The sequence below is a fragment of the Halobacillus sp. ABH2_015 genome (assembly GCF_056158945.1).
The window spans coordinates 206,867-231,284 of record NZ_JBSWUG010000002.1 but is presented as its reverse complement, the minus strand read 5'-3'; the positions used below and the strand labels follow the sequence as shown (position 1 = coordinate 231,284).

Genomic DNA, 24,418 nt, shown 5'->3' with positions numbered 1-24,418 from the left:
AATTTTCAAAACTTTCGTTAAAATACACTGAATTGTTGCTACAATAGACCTTATATTCCCTTTATATGGAGGATTACATATGAAAAAGCTTTTTCGAGTTTCCCTGCAAGTGAAAATTCTCGGCTTGGTTATCGTTCTCATTCTCCTGGTATTAAGTTTAACCACTTTCCTATTCACATCGATGGAATCCCGGGAGGATGTGGAGAATGCAGAAGATCTTGCTCTTCAGTCAGCCAGGACGCTTTCTCTTATCCCTGTCGTTCAAGAAGCATTTAAGCGTAATCGAACGTCAGAAAACCTCAATAACATAGTCGAACAAATGAAAGACGAGATAGGTGCAGATGCGGTTAAACTCGTGGATCGAGACGGCCGTCTTTACAGCTATGCCGGGAACACGGAAACGAGGACAGTGGTACAGGAAGACTATTATAAGACTGTCGTGTTTGGCAGCCGCTACTTATTAACTACTAGTCAAGGCGACACTCAGACACTAAAAGCCTTCGCACCTATTGTGGTGGATTATGAGGACTACAAAAAAGTAGAAGGCGCTGTTGCTGTAGAGTTCCAAATGAATTCCATCTACAACGAGATCAAGACAGATATGAAGAACATGGTATCCCTTTCTGCCTCTGTATTTTTACTAGGAATCGCAGGTAGTTTTTTACTGGCCAGAAGTATCCGTAAAGACACTCTCGGCCTCGAACCGTTCGAAATATCTGCGTTATTCAGGGAACGCAATGCAATTGTGCAGTCGGTGAAGGAAGGATTGATTGCCTTTGACCATGCAGGAAAAATTACGTTGATCAATGTATCTGCTAAAAACTTACTGAATGTACAGGGGGAAATGAAAGGACGATCAATCAAGCATATGATTCAGTCTCCGGAACTCCTGCGCCTGTTGAGCTCTGAGAAGGGACTCATCAATGAGGAATTGGAATATAAAAACAAAACAGTCATCGTTAACAGCAGTCCAATCATTGAAGAGGGACGCCGGACTGGTACGGTGGTGAGCTTAAGAGATAAAACAGAAATTAAGGAAATGGTTGATGCCCTCTCTGATGTACGTCAATACTCAGAAGATTTGAGAGCACAGGCTCATGAATATACGAGCAGACTGTACGTTATTATGGGTCTGATCCAGCTTGAAAAATACGAAGATGCGATCAAGCTCATTAAAGAAGAAGCTAATGATCAAAAACAAGTCTCCGACGTATTTTTTAAAGACATTCTAGACGAAAAGATACAGGCTATCCTTCTTGGGAAATTTGCGAAGGCATCAGAGAAAAAAATAAACTTCCAAATTGAAGAAGGAAGCTCCCTGGATGTACTCCCTCCCCACATCCCTTTGTCCCCAATGATTACGATTCTTGGGAACATCATAAACAATGCATTTGAAGCTGTAGCCAATGAGCCTGAAAAGCAGGTCACTTTTTTTGTTACAGATTTGGGGAAGGATATTGTTTTTGAAATCGAGGACACTGGAAGCGGGATACCTGAAGAAAAAGTAGAGCATATCTTTGAAAAAGGCTACTCCTCTAAAGGGGGGAATCGAGGCCTTGGCTTAGCCAGCGTTAAAGAAGAACTTGAAAAACTCCGCGGATCTATTGAGCTCACCAGTGAACCTTATAAAGGGACCGTTATCTCGATCATTTTACCTAAAACCATGAAAGGAGCATCCACATGATACATGTACTAATTGCTGAAGATGACTTTCGAGTAGCCCAGATCCACGAGAATTTCATAGATAAAATAGAGGAAATGTCTTTGATCGGAAAGGCTTTAAATGCTGAAGAGACACTGACCCTGCTGAATCAAACCCATGTCGACCTCATTCTATTAGACGTATATATGCCGGATGTACTAGGCACAGATCTCTTACATAAGATTCGTGAAATCCAGCCTTCTGTCGATATCATCATGATTACAGCTGCTACGCAGAAAAGTTTTCTAGAAAGAGCTATTCACTATGGGGTTCAGGACTACCTAATTAAACCGGTCACGCTTGAGCAATTCACAACATCCATGAACAGATATCAAAAGAAAAAACAGATGTTGAAGGAAATAGACGAAGTGGATGAAAACCTTCTTCATCAAGTCTTTCGAACAGAACATAAAAAATCCGAAACCACTTCCCTCCCCACAGGTATTGATGGAAGAACATTAAGTAAAATTAAAGCGATTTTAGAAGAGGAACAGGCTGGAATCACATCTGAGAAGGCCGGTGATAGAATCGGCGCCTCCAGGACAACAGCCCGAAGGTACCTGGAATATCTTGTAGGAACGGAAGAAGCGGCGGTGGAGCAGGTTTATGGAATTGTAGGACGCCCGGAACGTAGATATTATTCTAAAACTTCTTCGTGAATTTAATGAACAAAATGTTTTTTAAGTATTAAAAACACAATATTTTGTAAACGTTTACAAAAATGCACCTCCACGAGTAGGCTGTTAAATAACACTTAGTTGAACTCAGTGAATAACCCAAATCAAAAGGAGTGTATGTTTCATGCGAAAACTCGGATTAATTTCGATTCTCATCCTTACAGTGCTTCTGGCCGCATGCTCCAGTAATGCTTCAGGAAACGGTGGTTTTCCCAGCAAGAATATGGAGATTGTAGCCCCTGCCTCTCCAGGGGGCGGATGGGATATGACTGCGCGTTCGATTGAAAAAGTCCTTAGTGATGAAAGTCTCGTAGAACAGAATATTACAGTTGTCAACAAGCCCGGGGGTGGTGGTGAAGTAGGCTGGAAGTATTTACAGTCAAAAGATGCTCATACGTTATCGGTAAACTCCAGCCTTGTCTTAACAAACAATCTTCTTGGACAAAGTGAACAGTCCTACAAAGATTTTACACCGATTGCTACCCTTGCCACCGAGTGGCAGGTACTCGCTGTTCCAGCGGATTCAAAGTATGAAACAGCTACAGAATTATTGGAAGCTGTGAAAAAAGATTCTACCTCAGTGAAAATCGGTGTTGGTCCGGGACTAGGGAACGATGACCACTTATCTTTAGTACAGGCGGCAGGTGAATACGGCATCAATCCTTCAGAGTTGAATTTCCTTGTTTATGAGGGCGGCGGTGATATTGTAACCGCCCTGCTTGGCGGTCATGTAGATGCTGTAACTACATCCTTGTCCGATGTGAAAGATCAGCACATCGCTGGTAAATTGAAGATTCTCGCTGTATCCTCCGACAAGCCGGTCGAAGGAATTGAAGATGTACCAACATGGCAGGATGAAGGCGTGGACATGGTATTTCCTCACTGGAGAGGAATTATGGGACCACCGGATATGACAGAAGAAGAAATTGCTTATTGGGACGAAAAAATAAGTGAAATGGTCGAAACCGATCAATGGAAAAAGATCCTCGAGAACAATGACTGGGAAGATTTTTATAAGAATAGTGAAGAATCAAAAGTCTTCATGGAAGAACAGAATGAACTTTATCAGGAACTTGTCAACGAATCCGGCATGATGAAATAAAACCTTTCCTGCTGCCTATCCTGGCAGCAGGTATTCCCTAATGCGAGGTGAATCATCAATGAAAATCATGAAACTCAGTCTTCCTATTCTCACAACCATTTTTAGTATAGTTTTATTAATTTCATCCTTCAACTTAGAGAAAGCCACCCTGGGTAACCCATACGGACCCATCTATTTCCCAGCAGGGATAAGTATACTCATGTTCATTTTCAGCATCATTTATCTCATACAGGAACTTAAAAATATCCATAAGGAAAATCCCGATCTTATACAAATGCTGTCAGGAAGAACGCCAAAACTCATCGGCATAACGATTGGACTCGGGATCATCTACTCCCTGCTGTTTATACCCCTTGGCTTTCTACCTTCCACGATCCTCTTTTTAGGTGCCCTGCTGTTCTTTATCAATGGCTGGAGAAAGTGGCTCGTGAACTCAATTGTCGCCGTAAGCTTTTCTTTTATAAGCTGGTATGCATTCAGTGAATTACTCGGAGTCAGTCTACCTTAGGAGGTGTACCTATGGATGTTGGAAGTTTTCTAGATGGATTGTCTATTGCTGTAGATCCCGCCAACCTTTTATGGATCCTTATTGGCGGTTTACTAGGGACTATAGTTGGTATGCTGCCAGGCTTAGGTCCAGCGACAGCAGTAGCCGTATTGATCCCTATTACATTCGGAATGAACCCGGTAAGCGCCATTATTTTAATGGCTTCCATTTATTACGGAGCCATGTACGGAGGCTCCAGAAGTTCGATCCTGCTGAATACCCCGGGGGATGGATCAGCGATTGCCGCCACCTTCGACGGGTATCCGATGGCGAAGAAAGGACAGGCCGGAGAAGCCCTCGCCATATCTGCTGTAGCCTCGTTCATTGGCGGGCTGATTGCCGTAGTGGGATTCATTTTCCTTGCAGAGCCTTTAGCGAATTTCGCCTTGGAATTCGGCCCGGCCGAATACTTCTTATTAATGCTGCTCGCGTTATCTGCGATTGTAGCTTTATCTATTGGAAAAATGGTCAAAGGTTTTCTTGCTATGATGATCGGCCTCAGTCTCAGTACTTTCGGAATCGATACTCAGACAGGTGTCTATCGCTTTACTATGGGGGTTCCACACCTCAGTGAAGGCATCGATTTCCTCATTGTAATCATCGGAGTGTATGCCATTGGAGAAGTGCTCTACAACTTTTTGAATATCGATAAACAAAAGAAAGATAAGAAAAAAGTCGGGAAAGTCTGGTTCACCAAAGACCAGTGGAAACGATCCAAATGGCCGATTTTACGAAGCGGACCGCTCGGATTCCTAATTGGTGTTCTTCCCGGTGCTGGAGGTTCAATTGCTTCCATGATCAGTTATACAACAGAAAAACAGATTTCCAAGCGGTCTGAAGAATTCGGCGAGGGAGCTCCCGAGGGATTGGCTGCACCCGAATCTTCCAACAACGCCGCTTCTGTCGGCGCGATGATTCCTTTACTTACAATGGGAATCCCAGGATCAGGAACAACCGCTGTCATGCTTGGTGCCTTAATCATGCTCGGATTACGCCCCGGACCACTGTTATTTGAACAGCAGCCTGAAACGGCGTGGGCCTTGATCAACAGCATGTTTCTTGGAAACATCGCCCTGGTTGTCATTAACATTTTATTAGTAGGATTGTTAGTCAAAGTGTTGGACACACCGGCGAAAGTCCTTTACCCCATAATTGTCCTGCTGGCGTTTATCGGAACGTATACGTTAAGTTACTCAACCATGGATTTCTTCCTGCTGCTTATTTTCGGACTGCTCGGTCTGATGATGAAAATTATGGACATTCCCATTGCACCATTAGTTCTTGCCCTCATCGTTGGAACCGATATGGAACAGAATTTCCGTATGGCTGTTCTTTCCTCGAACGGAAGCCTGGGTATATTCTTCTCCTCAGGGGTAAGTGTTGCACTCGTCATCCTGACTATATTGTCCCTTTTCTACCCTTTGATTATGAAGCTGATTAAGAAGAGAAGCGAAAAGCAGAACGAAGAACCTGAAAACGTCTATAAATCTTCTTGAATTTTTCGGATCTATTCATGAAAAAGCCACCTATTCCAACGGTGGCTTTTTCAGTCTATGTAAGGAGTATCGGTATGAAAAAACAAACAGGCATCCTGCTATCCACATTCATTATATACCTTCTTTTTTTCCAGCCTTTCATAGACTGGGATGTAAAAGTTCAAGCCGTTGCTGCCCTGGTCATTATCCAGATGCTGTGGATTGGCCGGGTCTTCCCTTTAGCATTCAGTTCTCTCCTCTTTATCCTGCTCCTATCCTTTCACTTCTTCAGCTTTGAAGAAACGCTGTCCTATATCAGTTCTGAAATTGTATGGCTCCTTTTTGCTACGTTTATTATTTCCCATGCCTTTATTGAAACCGGCCTTGCCAGCCGGCTTTCTCTCAAGCTGATGTCTGCTTCCAGAGGATCCGGGAGAGGACTTATTCTTATTTGTTATGGGCTCATGCTGGTTCTATCCATTCTCATCCCTTCCAATATAGGAAAAGCAAATCTCATCACTTCCGTGCTTGATCGATTATTAAAGAGCATTAAGGGCATCAATAATATAGAGAACCTCGGAAAATCACTATTCATAGGCGTCAGCTATTTGACGGCTATTGCTGGTGCCATGGTCGCTACAGGTGCCAGTTCAACCCTTTACACGTTTGGTTTGTTCACTGATATTTCGAGTTCTATCAACTATATGTCCTGGGTCGTCTACTTCTCTTTCCCCATTCTTTTGTTTCTGCTGACCTTATGGGGAATCATGATCTGTATGTTTCCACCCGAAAATATACAGAGACATCATTTAAGACAGTTGATAGAGGAAAGATTAGCAGAATTGGGACCGGTAAAGATGTCCGAGAAAAAGGTCATTCTTATCATGAGCCTCACTCTTGTCTTATGGGCATCATCAAGCTACCACAGCTTCTCCATTCCACTCGTCGGCCTTTTAGGTGCTGTTCTCACCCTCCTCCCTTATATAGGTGTGTGGGAATGGGACCAGGCAAAGAAATCAATCAACTGGGAAATGATGCTCTTTTTCGCAAGCACACTGATGGTCTCAGGAATGCTTATTCAAACAGGGACTGTGAAATGGACAGCCTCCTTCATTGTCAGCTCCCTGTCTTCTCAATCAGGACTTTCTGTTATCTTCCTGTTGATGGCAGGCACCCTGCTCATCCGGATCGTTTTTGTTAATGTTCTGGGATTCTTAACCATTATCATTCCACTAGCCGTTCAAATTGGTTACAACTTAGAGGGATTTTCTCCTTTAGCTGTAGGTATGACCGCATTCTTAACAGGGATTCCTGGTTTTTTCTTAATCACTCAATCCCCCGTCCATTTGATCAGCTACTCCTATGGATACTTCACCGATCGGGATCTGCTTAAAGCTGGCCTCCCTGCTTCCCTGTGCTGGGTAATTGTCATTCTTCTCTCTCTTCAGCTTTTTTGGAGATCAATATAAGGTACCTGAAGTGTTCAAGTACTCTTCAGGTTTCTTGAGTGGTTCTTAAGATTTTCTAATTTACAATAGTGAAGTAAATCAGCTCAATAACTTATGAGGACAGTAACCAAAGCTCTCCATCATGCTCAGCAACCCCTGTAATTAGTTGTTTTCCATTCTATGATTGATATTGATGTCAGGCAGACGTTTCTTTTCACGGCTCTAAACAAAGTTTCCCCTTCTTAATCTTCTTGTTTCACACTTCATTCACCCTCTTAAATTGTAATCAATACGAATGAACCTCACGTTTCTATCATATACATTTCTTGTATCTAGTATTGACAAAGTCTATGAAATTCCGGTTAATAATATAGGTATATAATCGAAACCATTACGATTTATTTGCGGAGTGTAAAGGAGGACTTTATTTGTATCAGGATCATTCTCCACCATCCAGTATGATTTATTTTTTATTAGTGATTTCTTTCGCTCTTTTTTTATTTGGGGATACCATCCCTTTTGAAAACATGTTTTCCATCCCGGCCTCTTTATTAGATTTAAATACGATGTTCATCAGCATTGTGTTGGAAGCCATCCCCTTCGTACTTCTTGGTGTATTTATATCTGCAGTAATCCAAACATTTTTAAAAGAAGAAACGCTTAAAAAATTCATACCCGCCAACCCTTATCTGGCTCTGTTCCCTGCCGTTGCCATTGGCGCTGTCTTTCCGGTATGTGAATGCGCGATTGTTCCGATTGTACGAAGACTGATTCAAAAAGGGATGCCGCTTCATGTAGGGATTGTCATCCTTGTCTCCGCCCCTGTCCTTAATCCCATCGTCTTTTTGTCGACGTTTTATGCCTTTCAGACGGACCTTAGTATTGCCTGGGCAAGAATGGGACTGGCCTTCATCGTTTCCTTGCTTGTGGGAGCTGTCATTTATCAATTTTTCGGCAATCGCTGGCAGCTGAATAAAAAAACAACAGAAGCTGCGAAGCACCAGCATACCCATGACAACGATCGGTCAGGTAAAATTGCCGAAACATTCCAGCATGCCAGTGATGAATTTTTCGATATGGGGAAATTCCTCATTATTGGAGCCTTATTCGCCGGGATCGTTCAAACTTATGTTGCACGGGAAACATTGATGGATATTGGGAATGGAGCACTGGCCGGACCAGCGGTGATGATGGGACTGGCCTACATTCTATCCTTGTGTTCAGAAGCTGATGCTTTTGTGGCTTCTTCTTTTAAAGGACTCTTTTCTTCGACCTCTATTCTTGCTTTTCTCGTTTATGGACCAATGACGGACTTGAAAAACACCATTTTAATGATGGCTTATTTCAAGAAAAGGTTTGTCCTTGCCTTTTTAGTGATCGTAGCGGTTGTCGTATACGCCGTGAGCCTGTGGTATGACGCATTCTTTATATAAAGGAGGAGGATCATGAACCGACCTTCCCATCAATTTCTGAGAAGCATTATTTTATTCGGATTTGTATTATTTCTTGTGAAGCTTATGATTTCCGGAGATATCCAAAAGTTTATTGCGCCCCGTATGATGCCTTACATGTATTTCACCTTAATTGTGCTGGGAGTTCTTGGGAGTATTCAATTCTTTAAAAGTGGGTTTGAAGAGCAGGATCATGACTGCGGATGCGGGCACGACCATGATTACTCCAAATCCAGACTCCGCTCCACTGTTATTTACTTATTATTCATCATCCCTGTGATGACAGGAATGATGTTTTCCGACCATGTGATCGGAAGTTCAGCAGCTTCCAATAAAGGATTCAAATATGAAATGCGTGCAGCCTCTGATCAGTCCAATCTGAATGATCCTTCTTCTATGAATGATACTGGCGAAGGAGAGGGTTTAAACCAGGAAGATGCGGGCGGAGAGGCTGAAAACACGGCCGTTCTGACGCCTGAGAAAAGATATCCCGAGTTATTTAAAGAGCTGCAGGAGACAGAACATCTCCAGATGACTGCCGACAACTACATTGGTTCAATTACATTAATGGAAGACGATATGGACCCTTACGCGGAAAAAAAACTGACGACCCATGGATTCGTATTCCGGGATGACAACTTTCCGGATGATTAGATCGTCGTAGGGCGGTTCGGAATCAGCTGCTGTGTAGCTGATGCAGGGATTTACGGCATTCTTGTTCAAGGGGAGAACCTTGGTCAGTACAAAAATGATACATGGGTGGAAGTGACAGGAACACTTGAAAAAGTACAGATGAACGGATGGGAGCTTCCTCTCATTCAACCGGAAGCGATCAAACCGATCGAGACACCTCCGGAACCGTACGTCTATGAAGACTTAGAATTTGGCGGATAACAAAAAGTCACAGCCCCTGACGGCTGTGACTTTTTATATCAGGCAGACGTTACAATCCGCTCCGCTGACTTTCTCGCACCAGCTATATTCCTCGCGGCCGGTCCGATTTCCAGTTCTGCAAGAGCCCCTGCAACATATAACCCTTCCTTCCATTCCAATGACGTCGACACTATAGGGAATCCGCAGGGCGCGCACGGCAGACCGCACTGTTCAATGAGAGGCTCCAGCCATTCCTTCCCAGGGAGACATGCTTCCGCTCCTGTAGCCAGAATGATAGAGTCACCTGACACAAGCTTTCCACCCCTCAATCGAAGATCGAAAATACGGCCCCCCGTCACAACTTCCTCTACTTCCCCTGTATATATTTTTAATCTGGAAGCGTTCACCTGCCGTTTCAACTGAACATGGAGATCTCTTGTAATAGAACCTTTATGTCTTGCCTGTTGAATGAACCTCCGGCGTTGGTCATAGCAGGTCAGTTTCTCATAGTCGTTTAAAAACTTCGGACCAAGCCACCCAGGGTCGCTGTCAAAGTCCTCTACCCGGAAGGGGTGACGCTTCACTAGAGAAACAGATGCTATCGAGGTTTTGTTGGACAATGTATTAGCCAGGTGAGCCGCCGTCATCCCTCCTCCAACAACGACAACGCGGCCTTCGTCAGGCACAGGGGTCTGCATATCAAACACGTGACTGACAGAAATCCCGTCTTCATGAGCCCATTCAGGATAATGCGGGGAGTGATTGACGCCCACAGCCAGTACCACCTTCTCCCCTTGGACGAGAGAACCATCTTCCAGAGACACATTCCAATGTTGATGTTCTTTGGAAATACCATTGACCATCCCCTGCTTCCAGCATTCTTTAAGGCGGACATCATCAAATACATCCATGCTGTGCTGATTAAACAGGTCCAATTGAGGTCGCGCACACCTCCCTCTGAAAGGCTGGGCAAAGTCATGGCCTTTGGAGTATTTGCTCAGACTATATGGATCTGTGTCCAGGTGGTGGACAGAAGGGGATCTTAAATGAGACATCCCAATCTTTTTCGTTAACGTCTGCCACACGTGCATAGGTCCGGGAAATGGATCAATCATTAACAATTCCTCATTCCCTGCTTTTTCTTCAAGAAGCCGCCGGGCCACACAGCAGCCCTGAACACCACCACCAATAATCACCCATTTGTACATAACCTTTAAGCTCCTTTATCTTACCAGCTGGAATTTTTCATGCCCAAGGACGGCTGATGTTGATGTTGAATAACAACAGCCGCCCATCTTCTGACTTTAATTTGCCAAAATTAAAACTCTCCTCTATATATAAATAGCATCACGAACAAAACGTAATGATTACTATTTATTGAAGGGTAAATTTTTTTGAGCCACTCTTTGATTCGCACTTATGCTTAAACCGTTCACTGATTAAATAGTAACGGTTACTATTTAATGGCGTACTGATATTAAATCACAGGATCAAAACGTTGGCAAGAAGAAAATGCAGGTTGGGGGCTCCCTACTCGTAATCAGTCCATACATAAAGACCCGGTTATAAAAATAACCAGGTCTTTATTCATTTCCTCCGAATACCGATCGTACGACCGGCCTGCTTCGGATGCTCCTGATCCGCATGCATCTGATACACAGAACGAATCCTCTGCTCCACTTCATCAGGAAAAACAGATGGGCGGCCTGTATTTTGATCCATACCCATCAGCATTTCTTCAAGCGTGGCAGTTATTTCACCATGTTGATTCATCATCGTTAGAAATAAATGAATACGTTTGGCATCATAATCCAGAACGCGGGCGGTGATTTCAAATGGCTCGTCCTCATGCATTTCCTTCAGATAGCAGATGTGCGTTTCCAATGTGAAGATCGTATACGCGTAGTGGCCTCGCGCTGTTTCGTCCAGTCCGATATAATCGATAAACGCATCTGTCGCTAAGCTGAAGGCGCGGTTGTATTCAGCATCGTTCATGTGCCCGTTATAGTCCACCCACTCCGGCAGCACGCGGTCTTTATAATGAAAGGATTGTTCCATGAATCCCCCTCCTTTACCGTTTGACAGCGGTCTGTTCTTCCGGCCAGTATTCCTGTACAAGATCATACAGCTTCACTAAAAATTCGTTGCGGTTCTGATCAAGTTCAGCCATCGACATGCCATTGGACTGATGCTCACACCCGGACACGACTTTGTCATACAATTCGTCCGTAAGTTCCGGTGCCTCAAGCTTTGTCCACGGCTTTTTCAAGGCCGGGCCGAACTGCTTCAGCATGTGACGCATACCACCTTCTCCTCCCGCCAGATGGAACGTCAGGAATGGACCGTACTGGGCATAGCGCATGCCCGCACCGTGGGTGAAGGCTTTGTCTACTTCTTCCGTTGTCGCAATCCCTTCATTAACGATATGAAGAGACTCTCTCCAAATCGCTTCAATCAGGCGGTCTGCAATATGACCTTCAATTTCATGGCGGACGAGCAGGACACTCATATTCAAGCTTTCATAAAAAGCTTTCGCTTTATCTACATTCTCGTCTGTTGTCTGTTTTCCTGCTACGACTTCTACAAGAGGCAGGATATACACAGGATGGAACGGGTGTGCCACGACAAATCGTTCCGGATGCTGTAGATTCTCTTGAAGTTCAGAAGGCATAATGCCCGACGTACTTGAACCAATAATCGCCTCCGGTTTGGCGTGTTTGTCAATCGTCTGCAGCACAGACTGCTTCAATTCCTCCACTTCAGGCACATTTTCTTGAATGAAGTCTGCGTTTTTCACCGCATCCTCTGTATCTTTTACGAATGTTAAACGATCTTTGGAAGCCCCCTCAGCAAGGCCGAGCGCTTCCACATAAGGCCAGGACTGCTCAACAGCCCGGCGCATCCGTTCTTCTGCTCCTTCTGCTGGATCTGCTGCGATCACATCATATCCTTGAGCAAGCATACGAACGATCCAGCCGTTTCCGATAACTCCTGTTCCGACAATGGCCGCTTGTTTAATAGACAACATTATTTCCCTCCATGTGGGTTTCTTAGATTGAGATATTCACGCGCTTCCTGCGGGCTCATCGGTTCAAGATCCAGGCCGCGGAGCATACCTACAGCCTTGTCGACCAGCTGTTCATTCGTTGCAGGAACACCTTTGGAAAGATAAATGTTATCTTCCAGGCCGACACGGACGTTTCCACCGAGCATCGCTGATTGAGAAGCCATCGGCATCTGCATGCGCCCGATTCCAAACGCTGACCAGTGCCCATTCTCCGGAATACGGTTCTTCATATACATCATCGTTTCTGCATCAGCCGCCGCTCCCCATGGAATTCCAAGACAGAATTGGTACATCGGATCGCCGTCGATCAACCCTTCTTGCACCAATTGATTGGCAAAACGAATGTGACCGGTATCAAAACATTCCAGTTCCGGCTTCACACCACTCTTCTGGATCATTTCGGCCTGATCTCGAAGCCAATCTGTCGGACTCATATAGATCATGTCTCCGAAATTCGTGCTGCCGCAGTCGAGCGTACACATTTCAGGAAGCAGTTCACCGACAGGCGCATGACGCTCGGTCGGCGTCTGGATATCTGTACCGTCTCCGCCCGCGGCAGGTGTGCTCAAGCTCGGGATGAAATCCCCGCCTCCACCGGACGTAATATTAATGATGACATCCGTTTCCGATTCACGAATCCGATCGACGATTTCACGATAGTGGTCCACATCATGACTGATGCCTCCCGTCTGCGGATCCCGTGCATGCACGTGGGCAACCGTAGCTCCCGCTTTAGCTGATTCAATCGCAGATGCTGCAATTTCCTTCGGTGTCACAGGGACGTGGGGGTTTTTCTTCATCGTATCTCCCGCTCCTGTGACCGCAGAGGTTAACAATACTTTATTTTTCATTCCAAAGGTCCTCCTTTGAATTGGTTTGTTTGATCATCCAGTTGAAACTATACCATCCGGACTGTTTAGTTTCAAATCCCTTTCAAGAATTCTCTTATCTATCAGGAATCAAAAATCCCCTTCCATCCCTTCTGCACCAATGATTCAATCGTACAAAAATTTCTTTATAAACTTTTAAAACTATTATCAAAGCACATACTAAATAAAAAACATCAAATAAACGGACCCAGATCGCCATTCCTTGAATATGTACGGACATTCTCCTTTATACGGCCCTATCCATCCATTGAAACAAAACCGTCTGGATTGTAAAGTTTACATCGGATTATCAAATTCATAACGGACTTTTTCTTAAGGGGGATTTCTATATGAAAAAACAAATCATGGATTGGAAAACATTCGGAGGGGCCCTGGCACTTCTGTTGTTCGTTTCGCTGCCTCTTCTGATCTTTCCGGAACAAGGAAAGGAAATCGTCCTGGTTGCCAACGAAATTGTTACCCAGCGGCTCGGTTTCCTATTCTTATCCGTAGGCTTAGTCATGCTGCTTTTCCTCTTATTTATAGGGGTGAGCCGCTATGGAGATATCAAGTTGGGAGATGCGGATACCAAAACAGAATTCAAAACCGGCTCCTGGGCAGCGATGCTGTTCACGAGTGGGATTGGAACAGGGATTCTCTACTGGGGTGTCATTGAGTGGGCCTACTACTATCAGGGACCCCCATTCGGAATTGAAGCGGGATCCAGCGAAGCGATCCAGTGGGCATCGACCTATGGTTTTTTCCACTGGGGACCGATCGCATGGGCAATGTTTGCCATACCCGCCCTTCCTATCGGCTACATGTTTTATGTCAAAAAAACCGATGTATTCAAAATCAGTGAAGCTTGCCGTCCCGTTTTAGGTAAGTATACAGACACATGGGTCGGCCGACTCGTGGATATTCTCTTCATGTTCGGACTGCTTGGCGGAGGGGGAACCGGTCTCGCTCTGTCTGCTCCAATCATTTCATCCGGACTCAACCATCTTGTCGGCCTGCCGGATACGATGATGACGAAATCCGTTGTGCTGGTGATTTGTACACTGATCTTCGGACTCAGCGCCTATTCCGGACTGCAGAAAGGAATCCGGGTATTAAGTGACATCAACTTATGGCTGGCCTTTCTACTTCTTCTATTCATTTTCATCGTTGGACCGACCACCTTCATCACAGAAACGACCGGCACCGCCCTCGGCCGCATGATGGATAACTTCTTCCTCATGAGCATGTGGTCGGAACCCTTTAATGACCTTGGCTCCTTTACACGGACCGGTTTCCCGGAAGGCTGGACCGTATTCTATTGGGCCTGGTGGATCGTTTATGCCCCATTCGTCGGCTTATTCATCGCCCGGATTTCCAAAGGACGGACCATCCGTCAGGTCGCTTTTGGAACGGTCTTATTCGGAAGCCTTGGAACGATTCTCTTTTTCGGGATTCTAGGAAACTACTCGATGTATCTGGAGCTGAGCGGGCAGTACCCTGTTATTGAAACGTTAAATAATGAAGGGGCACCTGCAGCCATCATCGGCACATTAACCGAGCTGCCATTAGACACATTTGCAATCGTTGTGTTTATTTTACTTGCGACGATCTTTTTATCGACAACCTATGATTCCGGTTCGTATGTCATTGCTTCCGTCGTCCAAAAACGGGTCGAAGGAGAACCACTTAAATGGAACCGCCTGTTCTGGGCTCTGGCATTGTCCATCCTTCCAATGATCTTCATGAATATGGGTGGATTGACGACACTACAGACCATCAGCATTGTCGGAGGCTTCCCACTGCTTGTCATCCTGCCGATTCTTGGATGGTCCTTTATCAAAATGGTTAATGAAGACCAGGCAGCGGAAGAAAAAGAAAACAAGAAGGCATCTTAACGGAGGAATACGATGAAATCACGTTATGAACAAGGATTAGAGATTTTAAGAGGATATACAGACGAAGAAAAAGGAACCAATCACTTTGAACTGATGAAAGCATTGGAAGATATTTCCCCGGATCTCGGGAAATATATCATTGAGTTTGCTTACGGGGATATTTACAACCGGGATCACCTGGATAAGAAAGGGCGTGCACTTACAGTCTTATCCAGTCTTGTCACTCAGGGCAGCGGCAGCCTCCCCCAGCTCGAACTTCATATCAATACGGCTCTCAATGCGGGGCTGTCTGAAAAAGAAATCGTAGAAGCGATGATGCAGTTGATTCCTTATGTCGGATTCCCCTCTGTAATCAATGCGCTGACGCAGGCTCAACAGGTGTTCAAGGAACGCAAAAACAAACAAAAAACGCACGCATAAAAAAATCACCAGTCCCTTGTTGGGATCTGGTGATTTTTATTTAGGCCGGCTTTGTTCTTCCAACCGCTCCAGCACCTGCTCTCGAAGCGTCTGAGGCAGAACGCCGAGGCCGAAAATTTCAGACAGCCATAATCCGTCTACAGCAAGACGCAGAATGGTGGCATCGACAGGATCGAGTCCATCATGTTCCATATGATACTGCCAGTCAGCATAGGTCTCCTGTAAAGGCTTCATGAGTTGAGGATTGATGCCTTGAGCGGCCAGCATTCCCCCACTGATCGTCTGGTTTTCTATACTTTTATCGTGGAGCACTTTAATAAATGCCCGTGCCCACTTTCCGACTTCATCCTCTTCTTCGTCCACAAAGCTTTCCACGTTCTCTTTGTAGATGTCATTCATGTGCTGGACAAGCGCTTTCACTAGAGCTTCCTTTGTTGAAAAGTGATACAACAGCCCGCCCTTGCTGACTTCTGCTTTTTTTGCAACGGCATCCAATGTCAATGCATCGCTTCCCTGCTCCTTCACAATCAATGCCGCTGCTTCCAGCAGTTTCTGCCGTTTTGATACTCTTGGCATATACGTCCCCTCATTTTTGTTCATTTTCCCATAATGTTATCAGTAGTCATACATTTTATCAATTTGGGATACAGGGATGAATGGAAAGGCGCTGTCTGAACAAGAGGCGTAATTCTCTTCCCCGTTCAATAAACTAGAATAACCAAGCAACGTTTAGGAGCGATTCGTATGTTAAAAAAGTTCGTCGATCCCCTTCCCATCATGAAAACCATGCGTCCGGCAGGCTGTCTCCACGGTGACCCCTATTTTGAAGTCACAATGAAGGAAACATTCCAGAGGCTGCACCGAGACTTCCCACCTACAAAAGTGTGGGGCTATAACGGGCAGTATCCCGGACCTACATTCCACGTCTGGAAGCATCAGCCGATCCACGTCTTATGGAAAAATGAACTTCCTGAACGTCATTTTCTCCCCATTGATACGACGGTTCATGGAGCAGAAAAAAGTCAGCCGGAAGTACGGACGGTCGTACACCTGCATGGAGGAGTGACGCCGGATACCAGTGATGGCTACCCAGAAGCGTGGTTCACCCGTCACTTTAACAAAGTAGGCCCTTACTTTTCTCATCGAATGTACACTTACCCCAATCATCAAGACGCTGCCAGCCTTTGGTACCATGACCATGCCATGGGGATTACCCGTCTCAACATTTACGCCGGTCTTTCAGGCATGTACATCGTCCATGATGAAAATGAAGCCCGATTGAACCTTCCCTGCGGTCCCTTCGATCTCCCATTGATCATCCAGGACCGTTCGTTCCGGGAGGATGGCAGCCTTTTCTATCCATCGAGGCCAGCCCAGCCTCAAACGGCACCCACTCCTTCGGTCATCCCTGATTTTTACGGAGACACCATTTTAGTGAATGGGAAAGTCTGGCCCCATTTAAATGTCGAACCTAGAAGATACAGATTCCGGATTCTGAACGGATCCAATGCCCGGATCTACCGCTTATCCCTTTCCAACGGAGCTCCTTTCATCCAAATCGGCACCGATCAGGGACTACTTGAGACCCCGGTCCGCGTACCTGCTCTCGTATTAGCACCTGCCGAAAGAGCGGATGTGATCATTGATTTCTCCACTTGTTATGGAAAAACCATTATCTTGGAGAATGATTTCGAAACCAAGGGTGAAAAAGCGGATCCAGAAACGACAGGAACGATCATGCAGTTCCGAGTCAATCAGCGTCTTTCCTACATCGATCACAGCTCTATTCCTGCGTGGCTCGCTCCTGTTCCAAGATATACATATGTGGACAGAACCCGGACACTGAAACTGAACATGCGGAAAGATTCCTACGGACGTAATATTCACTTGTTGGATGACCACTTATGGTCAGATCCCGTTACTGAAGTTCCAAAGCTCGGACAGACGGAAGTGTGGAGCATCGTCAATGAAACAGAAGCGATCCACCCGATCCACCTTCACTTGGTCCGTTTCCAAATCCTTGACCGCCAGCCTTTCGATGTGGATGTTTTTAAACAGGAAGGAAAGGTCATCCTTACAGGACCGCGTGTCGCTCCGGATTTGAATGAAAGAGGCTGGAAGGATACCGTTCGTTCCCGTCCCGGAGAAGTAACAAGGATGATCATGCGCTTTGGCCCCTACCCTGGTTTGTTTGTGTGGCACTGCCATATTTTAGAGCATGAGGACTACGAAATGATGCGTCCATACTTTATTCGGACATAAAAAAACGCATGGTTTCTTCCGCTTCAATAAAACGGGAGAAAACCATGCATCTTCCATTACCAGCTGGCTTTTTTCACACCAGGGATCTGGCCTTTGTGGGCGTAGTCTCTGAAAGCAATACGGGACATATGGAACTTTCTCATATACCCCCGGGGCCGGCCGGTTATTTCGCAGCGGCCTTTCAAACGTGTCGGGGAAGAATCACGCGGCAGTTTTCGAAGGGCTTCATAATCGCCCTTCTCTTTCAACTCTTTCCGCAAGTCTGCGTATTTCGCTACCATCGCCTGTCTCTTTTTCTCTTTTGCTATCTTTGATGCTTTCGCCATAGTTTATATCTCCAATCTTTTATAGAAATGCTCGTATGTCCAAAAGTGTAATCATTACTATTTAATTTAAAGTAAATTTTTTTGGAAATCTCTCCTTTAAAAAGGATGCCCAAAACCAAAACGTAACGATTACGTTTTAAATTGTGTAATCCTATTAAATCATAAGATCAGCCATTTGGCAAATGTCATGAACCCCCCGCCAGTTCTCTTCTATATCATCCCAAATTTCAGCACTTGGTCCGGTTACGAGACGAAAACAACCTCCATAAACTAATAGAAGCATCAAAGTCTATAATAATAAGGAATGATCCTATGGAGAATCTATTTAATGGGAAAATCACTAAAAAGGACCTGGCCCCCTATGAGATGATCGGTGATGGAAAAGATGGGGAGATTTACAAGGTCGCCGACGACAAAGTCGTCAAATACTTCTTTAAAGAGGAAACGTGGCAGCGGGAACTGGAAGCGATGAAAATCGGACAGACCTCGACCATTATGCCCCGCCTTTATGAATATGGAGAGCATTATATTGTCATGGAGTTCGTTCAGGGCATCTCTCTTGCCCGGCATATGAAACGTCATGGATACATCGATGATGAAATGACGGAAAAAATCCTGTTCGTTTTGGCAGAGTTCAAGCGGTTGGGGTTTACCCGCTGGGATACAGAAGTCCGCCACATGCTGATGGATGGCTCCGGCGATTTTAAAGTGATCGACCACAAACGTGCCTTTACATCGAACGCCCCTTATCCAACGAAGCTGATGAAGGGTATGAAGAAGTTTGGTCTCTCCGGAGAATTCATGAAACATGTAAAAACGCTGAGTCCGGATGTCTATCAAGCCTGGAAGAAAGCCAAATAAGTAAGAAAGCACTCGAGATCTTTTTATAGCATCGAGTGCTTTCTACTAGATTCCCCATAAAAAAAAGACTGGATTTATCCCAGTCTTTTTTTCCGTTCAATTAGATTTTACGAACCGTAACATTATCAAGGTTCGTTGTGTTGATGTGGCCGTTATCATCAGCCCATACTAAGAAGTGATCGTCCGCATATACGTAGGAACCTTCATCCAGCTCTTCATCGCCGGATAGAACTTCAATTTTATCACCCATGGACAAAATCTTGTTAAGGAACCCAGCCATGCTTTGGCCTTTATCTTTTTCTTTATCTTTATACATATCATTTCCCTCCTTTTCACTGTTTACTCTATTTCTATGCTGAGTCAAGGAATGCGTACAGGCATATCGCTCAATTTGAGAATGTTTTCCTATTAGCCCTTGATAGATTTTCCGTTTCGGCTGCCGGACAGGATATACGTTGATAGATAGATGACCACGTTTACGTGTATTCGTTCTCGTACGTATCAGAGGATAGGCCGCCTTCTGATTGACTCTGCTCGATTTTGACGAAGTTCAGAAGCTCTTTATCCACCGAAGAAGTGTCGTGCCTCTTCCTCCCGGCGTGTTCGGTCTCCTTTTTATCACAGGAGTGGTTTCCCCTGTCCTTCCGCATGGAACATGGATCAGCCTGCTTTTTGGATTTCTCCCGTTTTTTTCTGTCCCTTTTGATTTTTCTTACACTGACCGGACCGCTTACATTGGTTACATTGATATGTCCCTTACGATCCACCCAGACGAGAACATTGTGGAACGCTGTTATATAGGTACCTCCCTCTCCGAGCACTTGATCCCGGAAGAAGACTTCTAGATCGTCCCCCAGTTTAAACATGGACGTTAAAACATCATCCATGGCTGGGACATTGTTGTGCGGCTTTCTGGGAGCATGATCTTCCCGCCCCTTATCTACAGGGACCTTCCCAGCGTTCGATGGACTGTGATTTTTTCTCATCGGCTCACCTTCTTTACATTAGAGCTTTCGTTCCTAATCAATATATGATGCCGGAAAAAGGTTGTAGAGCCTATTTTCAGGGCAGCCCCCGGCTCCTCTCTCTATTTTTTTATTCTGAGGCTGCATTCCAATAGGGGAACAAACAGTCAGGCGCCCTGTGCTCGTGTCTGTTTCGACTATCATTCGGAAGACATATAGTAACGTAATAGAGATTAGAATGAGGTGATGAAAATGAAAGATACTGTATTGGTCATCGCTGCCCATCCGGACGATGAACTCCTTGGCACAGCAGGAACGCTGAAAAGATTCGTGGACCAGGGAAGTAGAGTCGTATCGATCATTACAGCAAACGGAAGAAAAGAAGAGGCTCATCACATTCAATATCTTGCCCGCAAGGCAAACCAAGAGATCGGAATTCAGGAAATGGTATTTTTAGAACACCCGAACTTGGAATTAGAAATGATGCCTCTCCATCTATTAACAAAGGAAATTGAAAGACTGATTGAGATTTACCAGCCATCGATCGTATTCACCCACCACTACGGGGATGTGAATATCGATCATCAGATTACGTTCCAGGCTGTACTCACAGCCGTCCGTCCCCTTCCTGGTAAACAGCCGATCGAGCTGATCACCTTCGAAACCGTATCTTCAAGCGAGTGGAATGCCCCGGGCAGTGATAAGCAGTTCAAGCCCAACTATTATGTGAATATATCTACAAAGATTGAAGAAAAAATCGCTTCCTTGAAACATTACGAAGTTGAAATGCGCGCCTTTCCCCATCCGCGTTCCTATGAAGGAGTCAAACATCTGGCGAGTGTCCGCGGGATGACTATCGGTGTTCCATACGCGGAAGCCTTTGAAGTAATCAGGAGGATATGGATATGAAGGAATCCTATTTTCCATACCCCCACCTGATCGCCGCTCTCGATGATTATTATGGAATCAAATCGAAGCCGCTCCACGCTTTCCTCGAAGGAAAAAGTAAAAAACCACGGCGGAAGAAGAAAACAAAACACAAACCCGGACAGAAAAAATTATCCATACTTCTGACGACCTTTTGGGATTATCCACATACCGGCGGACTTTCCAACTACATCACCACATTAAAAGAAGGCCTCGAATCTATGGGACATAAAGTCGATGTTATCTCACCCAGCCAATTTTCACCTAAAAAGGTACAAAAGCTCCGGGAAGCGATCGTCCCTGAATTAAAGACTTTCTTTGAACGGCGTTATGGCAGCAGTACAAGTAAAATCATCCAAAACTCACGTCTCCTTTATATCTATGAACAGATGATATCATCCGTCAAAGTGGAGAAATACGATATCCTTCACGCCCAGGATTTATTTACAGCCAACATCCTGGGAAGATTGAATGAAGGCATAGGAAAGCCGCTTCTTTTTACGCCCCACGGCATGTTCACCTTCAGCAGGGTCAAATTCAACCGCATTGAGGCAGGATCCGTCGAAGAAGTGTATTACAAAAAAATCGAGGAAAAAGCCATCGACTACGCCACCCACATGGTCATTTTGAGTGATTCCTTCCGTGAACCGTTGAGTGCTCTCGGAGCCAAACCGAACAAACTGACTACAATTCATACCGGCATTGAATTTAAAGACTTGAAGCGGAGGGACAGGAATGAGAAAGTTGTCATCGCCTGTATCGCAAGGCTGGGGCCCCGCAAAGGACATACGCATCTTTTCAAGGCACTGTCGATGATCAAGCGGATCGGCCAGCAGGCAGAGGTGTGGATTGTCGGGGACGGGGAAATGCGGGAAACGCTTGAAGCGGAGGTCCAATCGTTGAAGCTCTCCAACGTGAAGTTTCTAGGTAAGCGCGGGGACATTCCTGCCATTTTGAGTAAAACCGATATTTTCGTCCTTCCCACCGTCAACGACAACCTTCCGATTTCCATTATAGAAGCGATGCACAGCGGGGCAGCTGTCTTGACTACCGACTGTGGCGGCATCACGGAAATTGTCCACCACAATCAAACCGGTCTCGTGGTGGAACCGGGACATGTCGGCCAGTTAACCACCGAGCTCCAACGACTGCTTGGAGACGAAGCCTTACGAAGAAAGCTTAGCGGCGATGCGTATGACTATGCCAAGAAGCACCTGACACGGGAAGCAATGGTCGGCCGCGTAGAACAACTCTACTATAACCTTCTCGATTCGGAGGGAGAATGATGTTCACACACCCAGCTGTCGTGCTTGATTTAAGTGCTAACGGCGTCGGAATCATCCACACTCTTGCCCGAAAAGGAATTGATGTGTACGCCTTCGATACAGAAGGGCCCTATGCCAAAGGAAAATCACGGCTCGCCCACTGCGCTGTCTGCCCAAGTCCCTTGACCCAGGAGGAAGAACTGCTTTCTTTTTTAATCCAAACCTCCGATTCTCTCGATCATAAACCCGTTCTCTATGCCGGGTCGGATGATTATGTGGTGTTCATTTCCAAGTACCGCCGTGAACTGTCCTCCTACTATCTGTTCTTATATCCCGATCATTCAACCATCATGGATCTGCTCGATAAAAAGAGAACCTATGAATTGGCCGTCCAGCATCACGTACCGACAGCGAAAACTTTTTTTATAGAAGATGAACAGCAGCTGGATGAAGCCATTGCACAGTTGGAGTTCCCGTGTATTTTAAAGCCCGTATTCAGTCATGAATTCCGGAAACACGTCAATAAAAAAGCGATTCACATAGAGGATGCTGACATGCTGAAGGAGGTCTATCCGGCATACCGGGCCTTCGGAGAGCTGATCATACAGGAAATCATCCCCGGCGATAACCAATCCTTCTATAAAATCGCCACCTTTTTTGATGAGAACATGCGGTTACTCGCCCTTTTCACCCTGCAGAAAAATCACCAGTTCCCCGCCCAGTTTGGAACAGGCGCCCATATTGTGAGCAGGAGAATTCCCGAACTCGTGGAGGAAGGTCTGCCGCTGTTGGAAGCGTTGAACCTTAAAGGGATCGGGATGATCGAATACAAAAAAGACCCGCGCGACGGCCGATACAAGCTCATTGAAATCAACCCTCGTTTTTGGCTCACACACAGCTTAACCGGCGCTTCGGGCGTTGATTTTGCCTATTTTTACTACCTGCACCTGACAGGGCATCACCCCGCACCATCCTTACAGCAGACAGACGGCGTTCAGTGGATCTATCTTGTCCGCTATTTCCTGACCTTCCTTGAAAAAAGAAAGCACGGCGAAATGAATGTTATAGATTTCCTAGAGGGGTTCAGGGGGAAGAAGGTTTTTGCTCTCCTTGCCCTCGATGACCCGATGCCTTTTATACGCAGCACCTTGTCCCATTTGAAGAATGCCTGGAAGAAGAACCGAAGGAGTGAGTAACCATGTATTCCGGCGCCGAACTGACGTCGATGTTTCATAAAAACCGTATTGAAGAGAAGCTCACTGCCTCTCTTGGAAAAAAAGTGTCGCTCATAGAGAATTCGGTACAAAACCTGAAGTCCACGAAGCGAAGCAGCATTTATCAGCTCGACCTTCAAACACACAACCAAACCTTTCCGATCATTTTCAAAATCTATCACTCGACCAAATATAAAAATGAAATTGAGATCAATATCTACAGCAGGGCCTATCCTTTCCTGAAAGAATTCCTCCCCAACATCTATTTAGTCGAGAGACACGGGCCCGATACGTGGGTGTTTATGGAGTTTGTCCGGCAGATCCGCGGACAATTGACGTTCACCCCCGATCATTTCGATCTCATCATCCCTGCCCTTGCCAAGCTGCACGCCCACACGTACGAGGAAAAGTTCAGAAGGGAGTCCGCGGCTCTGCAGCCTTGGTTTCCCATGTACGACTCTCCCGAAATGAAAAAAGACCGGGAAAAATTCATGTCCAATACACTAACCATGCTGACGAAGGCCAAAAAGGAAAAGCAGTGGAAGGACGTCATCAAGCCTCATTACAAATCATTGAAAAACATGTATAAGCAGGGCCCTGATTTTTTCCCTGAACTTCTGGAAAGCGGGTTCTCCATCACCCACGGTGACCTTCACATGCAGAATATCTGTTCAAAGGATGTCCAGAAACCTACTGCCTGGCCCATTCAATTCATTGACTGGGAATCAGCGAAATTCGCCCCGTCCTGGTTCGATATGATTGTCATGGTCGAGATTTTGATCGCCTTCCGCAAAGACTGGCAGAACGACGCTGACAACATCCGCACTCGAGTCGTGGATGTTTATACAAAGGAAATGAAAAAGCATGGCATTGAGTTCCAAACACCGCCCATGAAGCTTTATAAAATGGCCTATCTCCAGCGGACCCTTGAAAAAGGACTGCACACCCAGCTGAGGCGCATCCTTGAAAACCGTGGAGGGGAACTCCTGCCCTACCATCTGGAGAAAATAGCTGCATGGGGGAAAGAGCTGGGAATTTACAAATAGATAAGAAAGGACGAGGAAACGTGAGT

The 24,418-nt window shown here is 45.5% G+C and carries 23 protein-coding genes and 1 pseudogene; 16 read left to right on the top strand and 8 right to left on the bottom strand.

The features are described from left to right. The first annotated feature begins 79 nt into the window (after positions 1–79). From ACXAD6_RS01295 to ACXAD6_RS01260, 8 genes and pseudogenes are all read left to right on the top strand, one after another. Positions 80–1,684, top strand: coding sequence for a sensor histidine kinase (locus ACXAD6_RS01295; protein WP_474967290.1), 1,605 nt, complete (start codon positions 80–82; stop codon positions 1,682–1,684). Then, entirely contained in the window at positions 1,681–2,361 is a 681-nt protein-coding gene (locus tag ACXAD6_RS01290; RefSeq protein ID WP_474967289.1) for a response regulator, read from the top strand. The genes ACXAD6_RS01295 and ACXAD6_RS01290 overlap by 4 nt, the downstream gene beginning before the upstream one ends. 142 nt (positions 2,362–2,503) lie before the next feature. Next, the gene (locus tag ACXAD6_RS01285) at positions 2,504–3,481 is read left to right on the top strand and encodes a tripartite tricarboxylate transporter substrate binding protein (RefSeq protein ID WP_474967288.1); all 978 of its coding nucleotides are present in this window, start codon (positions 2,504–2,506) and stop codon (positions 3,479–3,481) included. 58 nt (positions 3,482–3,539) lie between these two features. Further along, positions 3,540–3,989 carry a tripartite tricarboxylate transporter TctB family protein gene (locus ACXAD6_RS01280; RefSeq protein ID WP_474967287.1) on the top strand — a complete coding sequence of 150 codons (450 nt, stop codon included), beginning with the start codon at positions 3,540–3,542 and terminating at the stop codon, positions 3,987–3,989. An 11-nt stretch (positions 3,990–4,000) separates the two neighbouring features. Then, entirely contained in the window at positions 4,001–5,524 is a 1,524-nt protein-coding gene (locus tag ACXAD6_RS01275; protein ID WP_474967286.1) for a tripartite tricarboxylate transporter permease, read from the top strand. Positions 5,525–5,598: 74 nt separating this feature from the next. Next, entirely contained in the window at positions 5,599–6,972 is a 1,374-nt protein-coding gene (locus ACXAD6_RS01270; protein ID WP_474967285.1) for an SLC13 family permease, read from the top strand. Positions 6,973–7,409: 437 nt separating this feature from the next. Beyond that, a complete protein-coding gene (locus ACXAD6_RS01265; protein ID WP_474970336.1) occupies positions 7,410–8,384 on the top strand; it encodes a permease in 975 nt (324 codons plus the stop codon). 12 nt (positions 8,385–8,396) lie between these two features. Next, a pseudogene (locus tag ACXAD6_RS01260) lies at positions 8,397–9,296 on the top strand (TIGR03943 family putative permease subunit). A 38-nt stretch (positions 9,297–9,334) separates the two neighbouring features. On the opposite strand, the gene ACXAD6_RS01255 reads toward ACXAD6_RS01260, so the two are convergent. From ACXAD6_RS01255 to ACXAD6_RS01240, 4 genes are all read right to left on the bottom strand, one after another. After that, positions 9,335–10,483 carry an FAD/NAD(P)-binding protein gene (locus tag ACXAD6_RS01255; RefSeq protein ID WP_474967284.1) on the bottom strand — a complete coding sequence of 383 codons (1,149 nt, stop codon included), beginning with the start codon at positions 10,481–10,483 and terminating at the stop codon, positions 9,335–9,337. A 379-nt stretch (positions 10,484–10,862) separates the two neighbouring features. Then, the gene (locus ACXAD6_RS01250; RefSeq protein WP_474967283.1) at positions 10,863–11,333 is read right to left on the bottom strand and encodes a thioesterase family protein; all 471 of its coding nucleotides are present in this window, start codon (positions 11,331–11,333) and stop codon (positions 10,863–10,865) included. Between the two features lie 13 nt (positions 11,334–11,346). Further along, positions 11,347–12,294 carry a 3-hydroxyacyl-CoA dehydrogenase NAD-binding domain-containing protein gene (locus ACXAD6_RS01245; protein ID WP_474970335.1) on the bottom strand — a complete coding sequence of 316 codons (948 nt, stop codon included), beginning with the start codon at positions 12,292–12,294 and terminating at the stop codon, positions 11,347–11,349. A gap of 8 nt (positions 12,295–12,302) precedes the next feature. Next, positions 12,303–13,193: a beta-keto acid cleavage family enzyme gene (locus tag ACXAD6_RS01240; protein ID WP_474967282.1), complete on the bottom strand. Its 891-nt coding sequence runs from the start codon at positions 13,191–13,193 to the stop codon at positions 12,303–12,305. A 368-nt stretch (positions 13,194–13,561) separates the two neighbouring features. On the opposite strand from ACXAD6_RS01240, the gene ACXAD6_RS01235 reads away from it, so the two are divergent. Continuing rightward, a complete protein-coding gene (locus tag ACXAD6_RS01235; RefSeq protein WP_474967281.1) occupies positions 13,562–15,106 on the top strand; it encodes a BCCT family transporter in 1,545 nt (514 codons plus the stop codon). A 12-nt stretch (positions 15,107–15,118) separates the two neighbouring features. Then, positions 15,119–15,526: a carboxymuconolactone decarboxylase family protein gene (locus ACXAD6_RS01230; protein WP_474967280.1), complete on the top strand. Its 408-nt coding sequence runs from the start codon at positions 15,119–15,121 to the stop codon at positions 15,524–15,526. Between the two features lie 36 nt (positions 15,527–15,562). On the opposite strand, the gene ACXAD6_RS01225 is transcribed toward ACXAD6_RS01230, so the two are convergent. Continuing rightward, a complete protein-coding gene (locus tag ACXAD6_RS01225) occupies positions 15,563–16,102 on the bottom strand; it encodes a TetR/AcrR family transcriptional regulator (protein ID WP_474967279.1) in 540 nt (179 codons plus the stop codon). A 168-nt stretch (positions 16,103–16,270) separates the two neighbouring features. Here ACXAD6_RS01225 and ACXAD6_RS01220 point away from each other — a divergent pair, with 168 nt between their 5' ends. Beyond that, positions 16,271–17,788 carry a multicopper oxidase family protein gene (locus ACXAD6_RS01220; protein WP_474967278.1) on the top strand — a complete coding sequence of 506 codons (1,518 nt, stop codon included), beginning with the start codon at positions 16,271–16,273 and terminating at the stop codon, positions 17,786–17,788. Between the two features lie 56 nt (positions 17,789–17,844). On the opposite strand, the gene rpsN is transcribed toward ACXAD6_RS01220, so the two are convergent. Further along, positions 17,845–18,114, bottom strand: a complete 270-nt coding sequence (gene rpsN / locus ACXAD6_RS01215) for a 30S ribosomal protein S14 (RefSeq protein WP_474967277.1) — start codon at positions 18,112–18,114, stop codon at positions 17,845–17,847. 312 nt (positions 18,115–18,426) lie between these two features. Here rpsN and ACXAD6_RS01210 point away from each other — a divergent pair, with 312 nt between their 5' ends. Then, positions 18,427–18,975 (top strand): RIO2 family protein, encoded by a 549-nt coding sequence (locus ACXAD6_RS01210; protein ID WP_474967276.1) that lies wholly within the window; start codon positions 18,427–18,429, stop codon positions 18,973–18,975. A gap of 100 nt (positions 18,976–19,075) precedes the next feature. Here ACXAD6_RS01210 and ACXAD6_RS01205 read toward each other — a convergent pair whose 3' ends face one another. Then, a complete protein-coding gene (locus tag ACXAD6_RS01205; RefSeq protein WP_035532206.1) occupies positions 19,076–19,291 on the bottom strand; it encodes a hypothetical protein in 216 nt (71 codons plus the stop codon). 160 nt (positions 19,292–19,451) lie between these two features. Continuing rightward, the gene (locus ACXAD6_RS01200) at positions 19,452–19,961 is read right to left on the bottom strand and encodes a hypothetical protein (RefSeq protein WP_474967275.1); all 510 of its coding nucleotides are present in this window, start codon (positions 19,959–19,961) and stop codon (positions 19,452–19,454) included. A gap of 231 nt (positions 19,962–20,192) precedes the next feature. Here ACXAD6_RS01200 and ACXAD6_RS01195 point away from each other — a divergent pair, with 231 nt between their 5' ends. Genes ACXAD6_RS01195 through ACXAD6_RS01180 form a run of 4 tightly spaced genes read left to right on the top strand, consistent with a single transcriptional unit; the run spans position 20,193 to position 24,392 of the window. Next, on the top strand, positions 20,193–20,849 hold the full coding sequence (locus ACXAD6_RS01195) for a PIG-L deacetylase family protein (protein ID WP_474967274.1): 657 nt from the start codon (positions 20,193–20,195) through the stop codon (positions 20,847–20,849). Then, positions 20,846–22,153: a glycosyltransferase family 4 protein gene (locus ACXAD6_RS01190; RefSeq protein WP_474967273.1), complete on the top strand. Its 1,308-nt coding sequence runs from the start codon at positions 20,846–20,848 to the stop codon at positions 22,151–22,153. Before ACXAD6_RS01195 ends, ACXAD6_RS01190 begins: the two co-directional genes overlap by 4 nt. Next, on the top strand, positions 22,150–23,328 hold the full coding sequence (locus ACXAD6_RS01185; protein ID WP_474967272.1) for a carboxylate--amine ligase: 1,179 nt from the start codon (positions 22,150–22,152) through the stop codon (positions 23,326–23,328). Before ACXAD6_RS01190 ends, ACXAD6_RS01185 begins: the two co-directional genes overlap by 4 nt. A gap of 2 nt (positions 23,329–23,330) precedes the next feature. Continuing rightward, positions 23,331–24,392 (top strand): phosphotransferase, encoded by a 1,062-nt coding sequence (locus tag ACXAD6_RS01180; RefSeq protein WP_474967271.1) that lies wholly within the window; start codon positions 23,331–23,333, stop codon positions 24,390–24,392. Positions 24,393–24,418: the final 26 nt, after the last annotated feature.

What these genes read in the sequence shown, in the direction of transcription:
- ACXAD6_RS01295 (WP_474967290.1), top strand. Translation starts at nt 80, where the DNA reads ATGAAAAAGCTTTTTCGAGTTTCCCTGCAAGTGAAAATTCTCGGCTTG.
- ACXAD6_RS01290 (WP_474967289.1), top strand. Translation starts at nt 1,681, where the DNA reads ATGATACATGTACTAATTGCTGAAGATGACTTTCGAGTAGCCCAGATC.
- ACXAD6_RS01285 (WP_474967288.1), top strand. Translation starts at nt 2,504, where the DNA reads ATGCGAAAACTCGGATTAATTTCGATTCTCATCCTTACAGTGCTTCTG.
- ACXAD6_RS01280 (WP_474967287.1), top strand. Translation starts at nt 3,540, where the DNA reads ATGAAAATCATGAAACTCAGTCTTCCTATTCTCACAACCATTTTTAGT.
- ACXAD6_RS01275 (WP_474967286.1), top strand. Translation starts at nt 4,001, where the DNA reads ATGGATGTTGGAAGTTTTCTAGATGGATTGTCTATTGCTGTAGATCCC.
- ACXAD6_RS01270 (WP_474967285.1), top strand. Translation starts at nt 5,599, where the DNA reads ATGAAAAAACAAACAGGCATCCTGCTATCCACATTCATTATATACCTT.
- ACXAD6_RS01265 (WP_474970336.1), top strand. Translation starts at nt 7,410, where the DNA reads ATGATTTATTTTTTATTAGTGATTTCTTTCGCTCTTTTTTTATTTGGG.
- ACXAD6_RS01255 (WP_474967284.1), bottom strand. Translation starts at nt 10,483, where the DNA reads ATGTACAAATGGGTGATTATTGGTGGTGGTGTTCAGGGCTGCTGTGTG.
- ACXAD6_RS01250 (WP_474967283.1), bottom strand. Translation starts at nt 11,333, where the DNA reads ATGGAACAATCCTTTCATTATAAAGACCGCGTGCTGCCGGAGTGGGTG.
- ACXAD6_RS01240 (WP_474967282.1), bottom strand. Translation starts at nt 13,193, where the DNA reads ATGAAAAATAAAGTATTGTTAACCTCTGCGGTCACAGGAGCGGGAGAT.
- ACXAD6_RS01235 (WP_474967281.1), top strand. Translation starts at nt 13,562, where the DNA reads ATGAAAAAACAAATCATGGATTGGAAAACATTCGGAGGGGCCCTGGCA.
- ACXAD6_RS01230 (WP_474967280.1), top strand. Translation starts at nt 15,119, where the DNA reads ATGAAATCACGTTATGAACAAGGATTAGAGATTTTAAGAGGATATACA.
- ACXAD6_RS01225 (WP_474967279.1), bottom strand. Translation starts at nt 16,102, where the DNA reads ATGCCAAGAGTATCAAAACGGCAGAAACTGCTGGAAGCAGCGGCATTG.
- ACXAD6_RS01220 (WP_474967278.1), top strand. Translation starts at nt 16,271, where the DNA reads ATGTTAAAAAAGTTCGTCGATCCCCTTCCCATCATGAAAACCATGCGT.
- rpsN (WP_474967277.1), bottom strand. Translation starts at nt 18,114, where the DNA reads ATGGCGAAAGCATCAAAGATAGCAAAAGAGAAAAAGAGACAGGCGATG.
- ACXAD6_RS01210 (WP_474967276.1), top strand. Translation starts at nt 18,427, where the DNA reads ATGGAGAATCTATTTAATGGGAAAATCACTAAAAAGGACCTGGCCCCC.
- ACXAD6_RS01205 (WP_035532206.1), bottom strand. Translation starts at nt 19,291, where the DNA reads ATGTATAAAGATAAAGAAAAAGATAAAGGCCAAAGCATGGCTGGGTTC.
- ACXAD6_RS01200 (WP_474967275.1), bottom strand. Translation starts at nt 19,961, where the DNA reads ATGAGAAAAAATCACAGTCCATCGAACGCTGGGAAGGTCCCTGTAGAT.
- ACXAD6_RS01195 (WP_474967274.1), top strand. Translation starts at nt 20,193, where the DNA reads ATGAAAGATACTGTATTGGTCATCGCTGCCCATCCGGACGATGAACTC.
- ACXAD6_RS01190 (WP_474967273.1), top strand. Translation starts at nt 20,846, where the DNA reads ATGAAGGAATCCTATTTTCCATACCCCCACCTGATCGCCGCTCTCGAT.
- ACXAD6_RS01185 (WP_474967272.1), top strand. Translation starts at nt 22,150, where the DNA reads ATGATGTTCACACACCCAGCTGTCGTGCTTGATTTAAGTGCTAACGGC.
- ACXAD6_RS01180 (WP_474967271.1), top strand. Translation starts at nt 23,331, where the DNA reads ATGTATTCCGGCGCCGAACTGACGTCGATGTTTCATAAAAACCGTATT.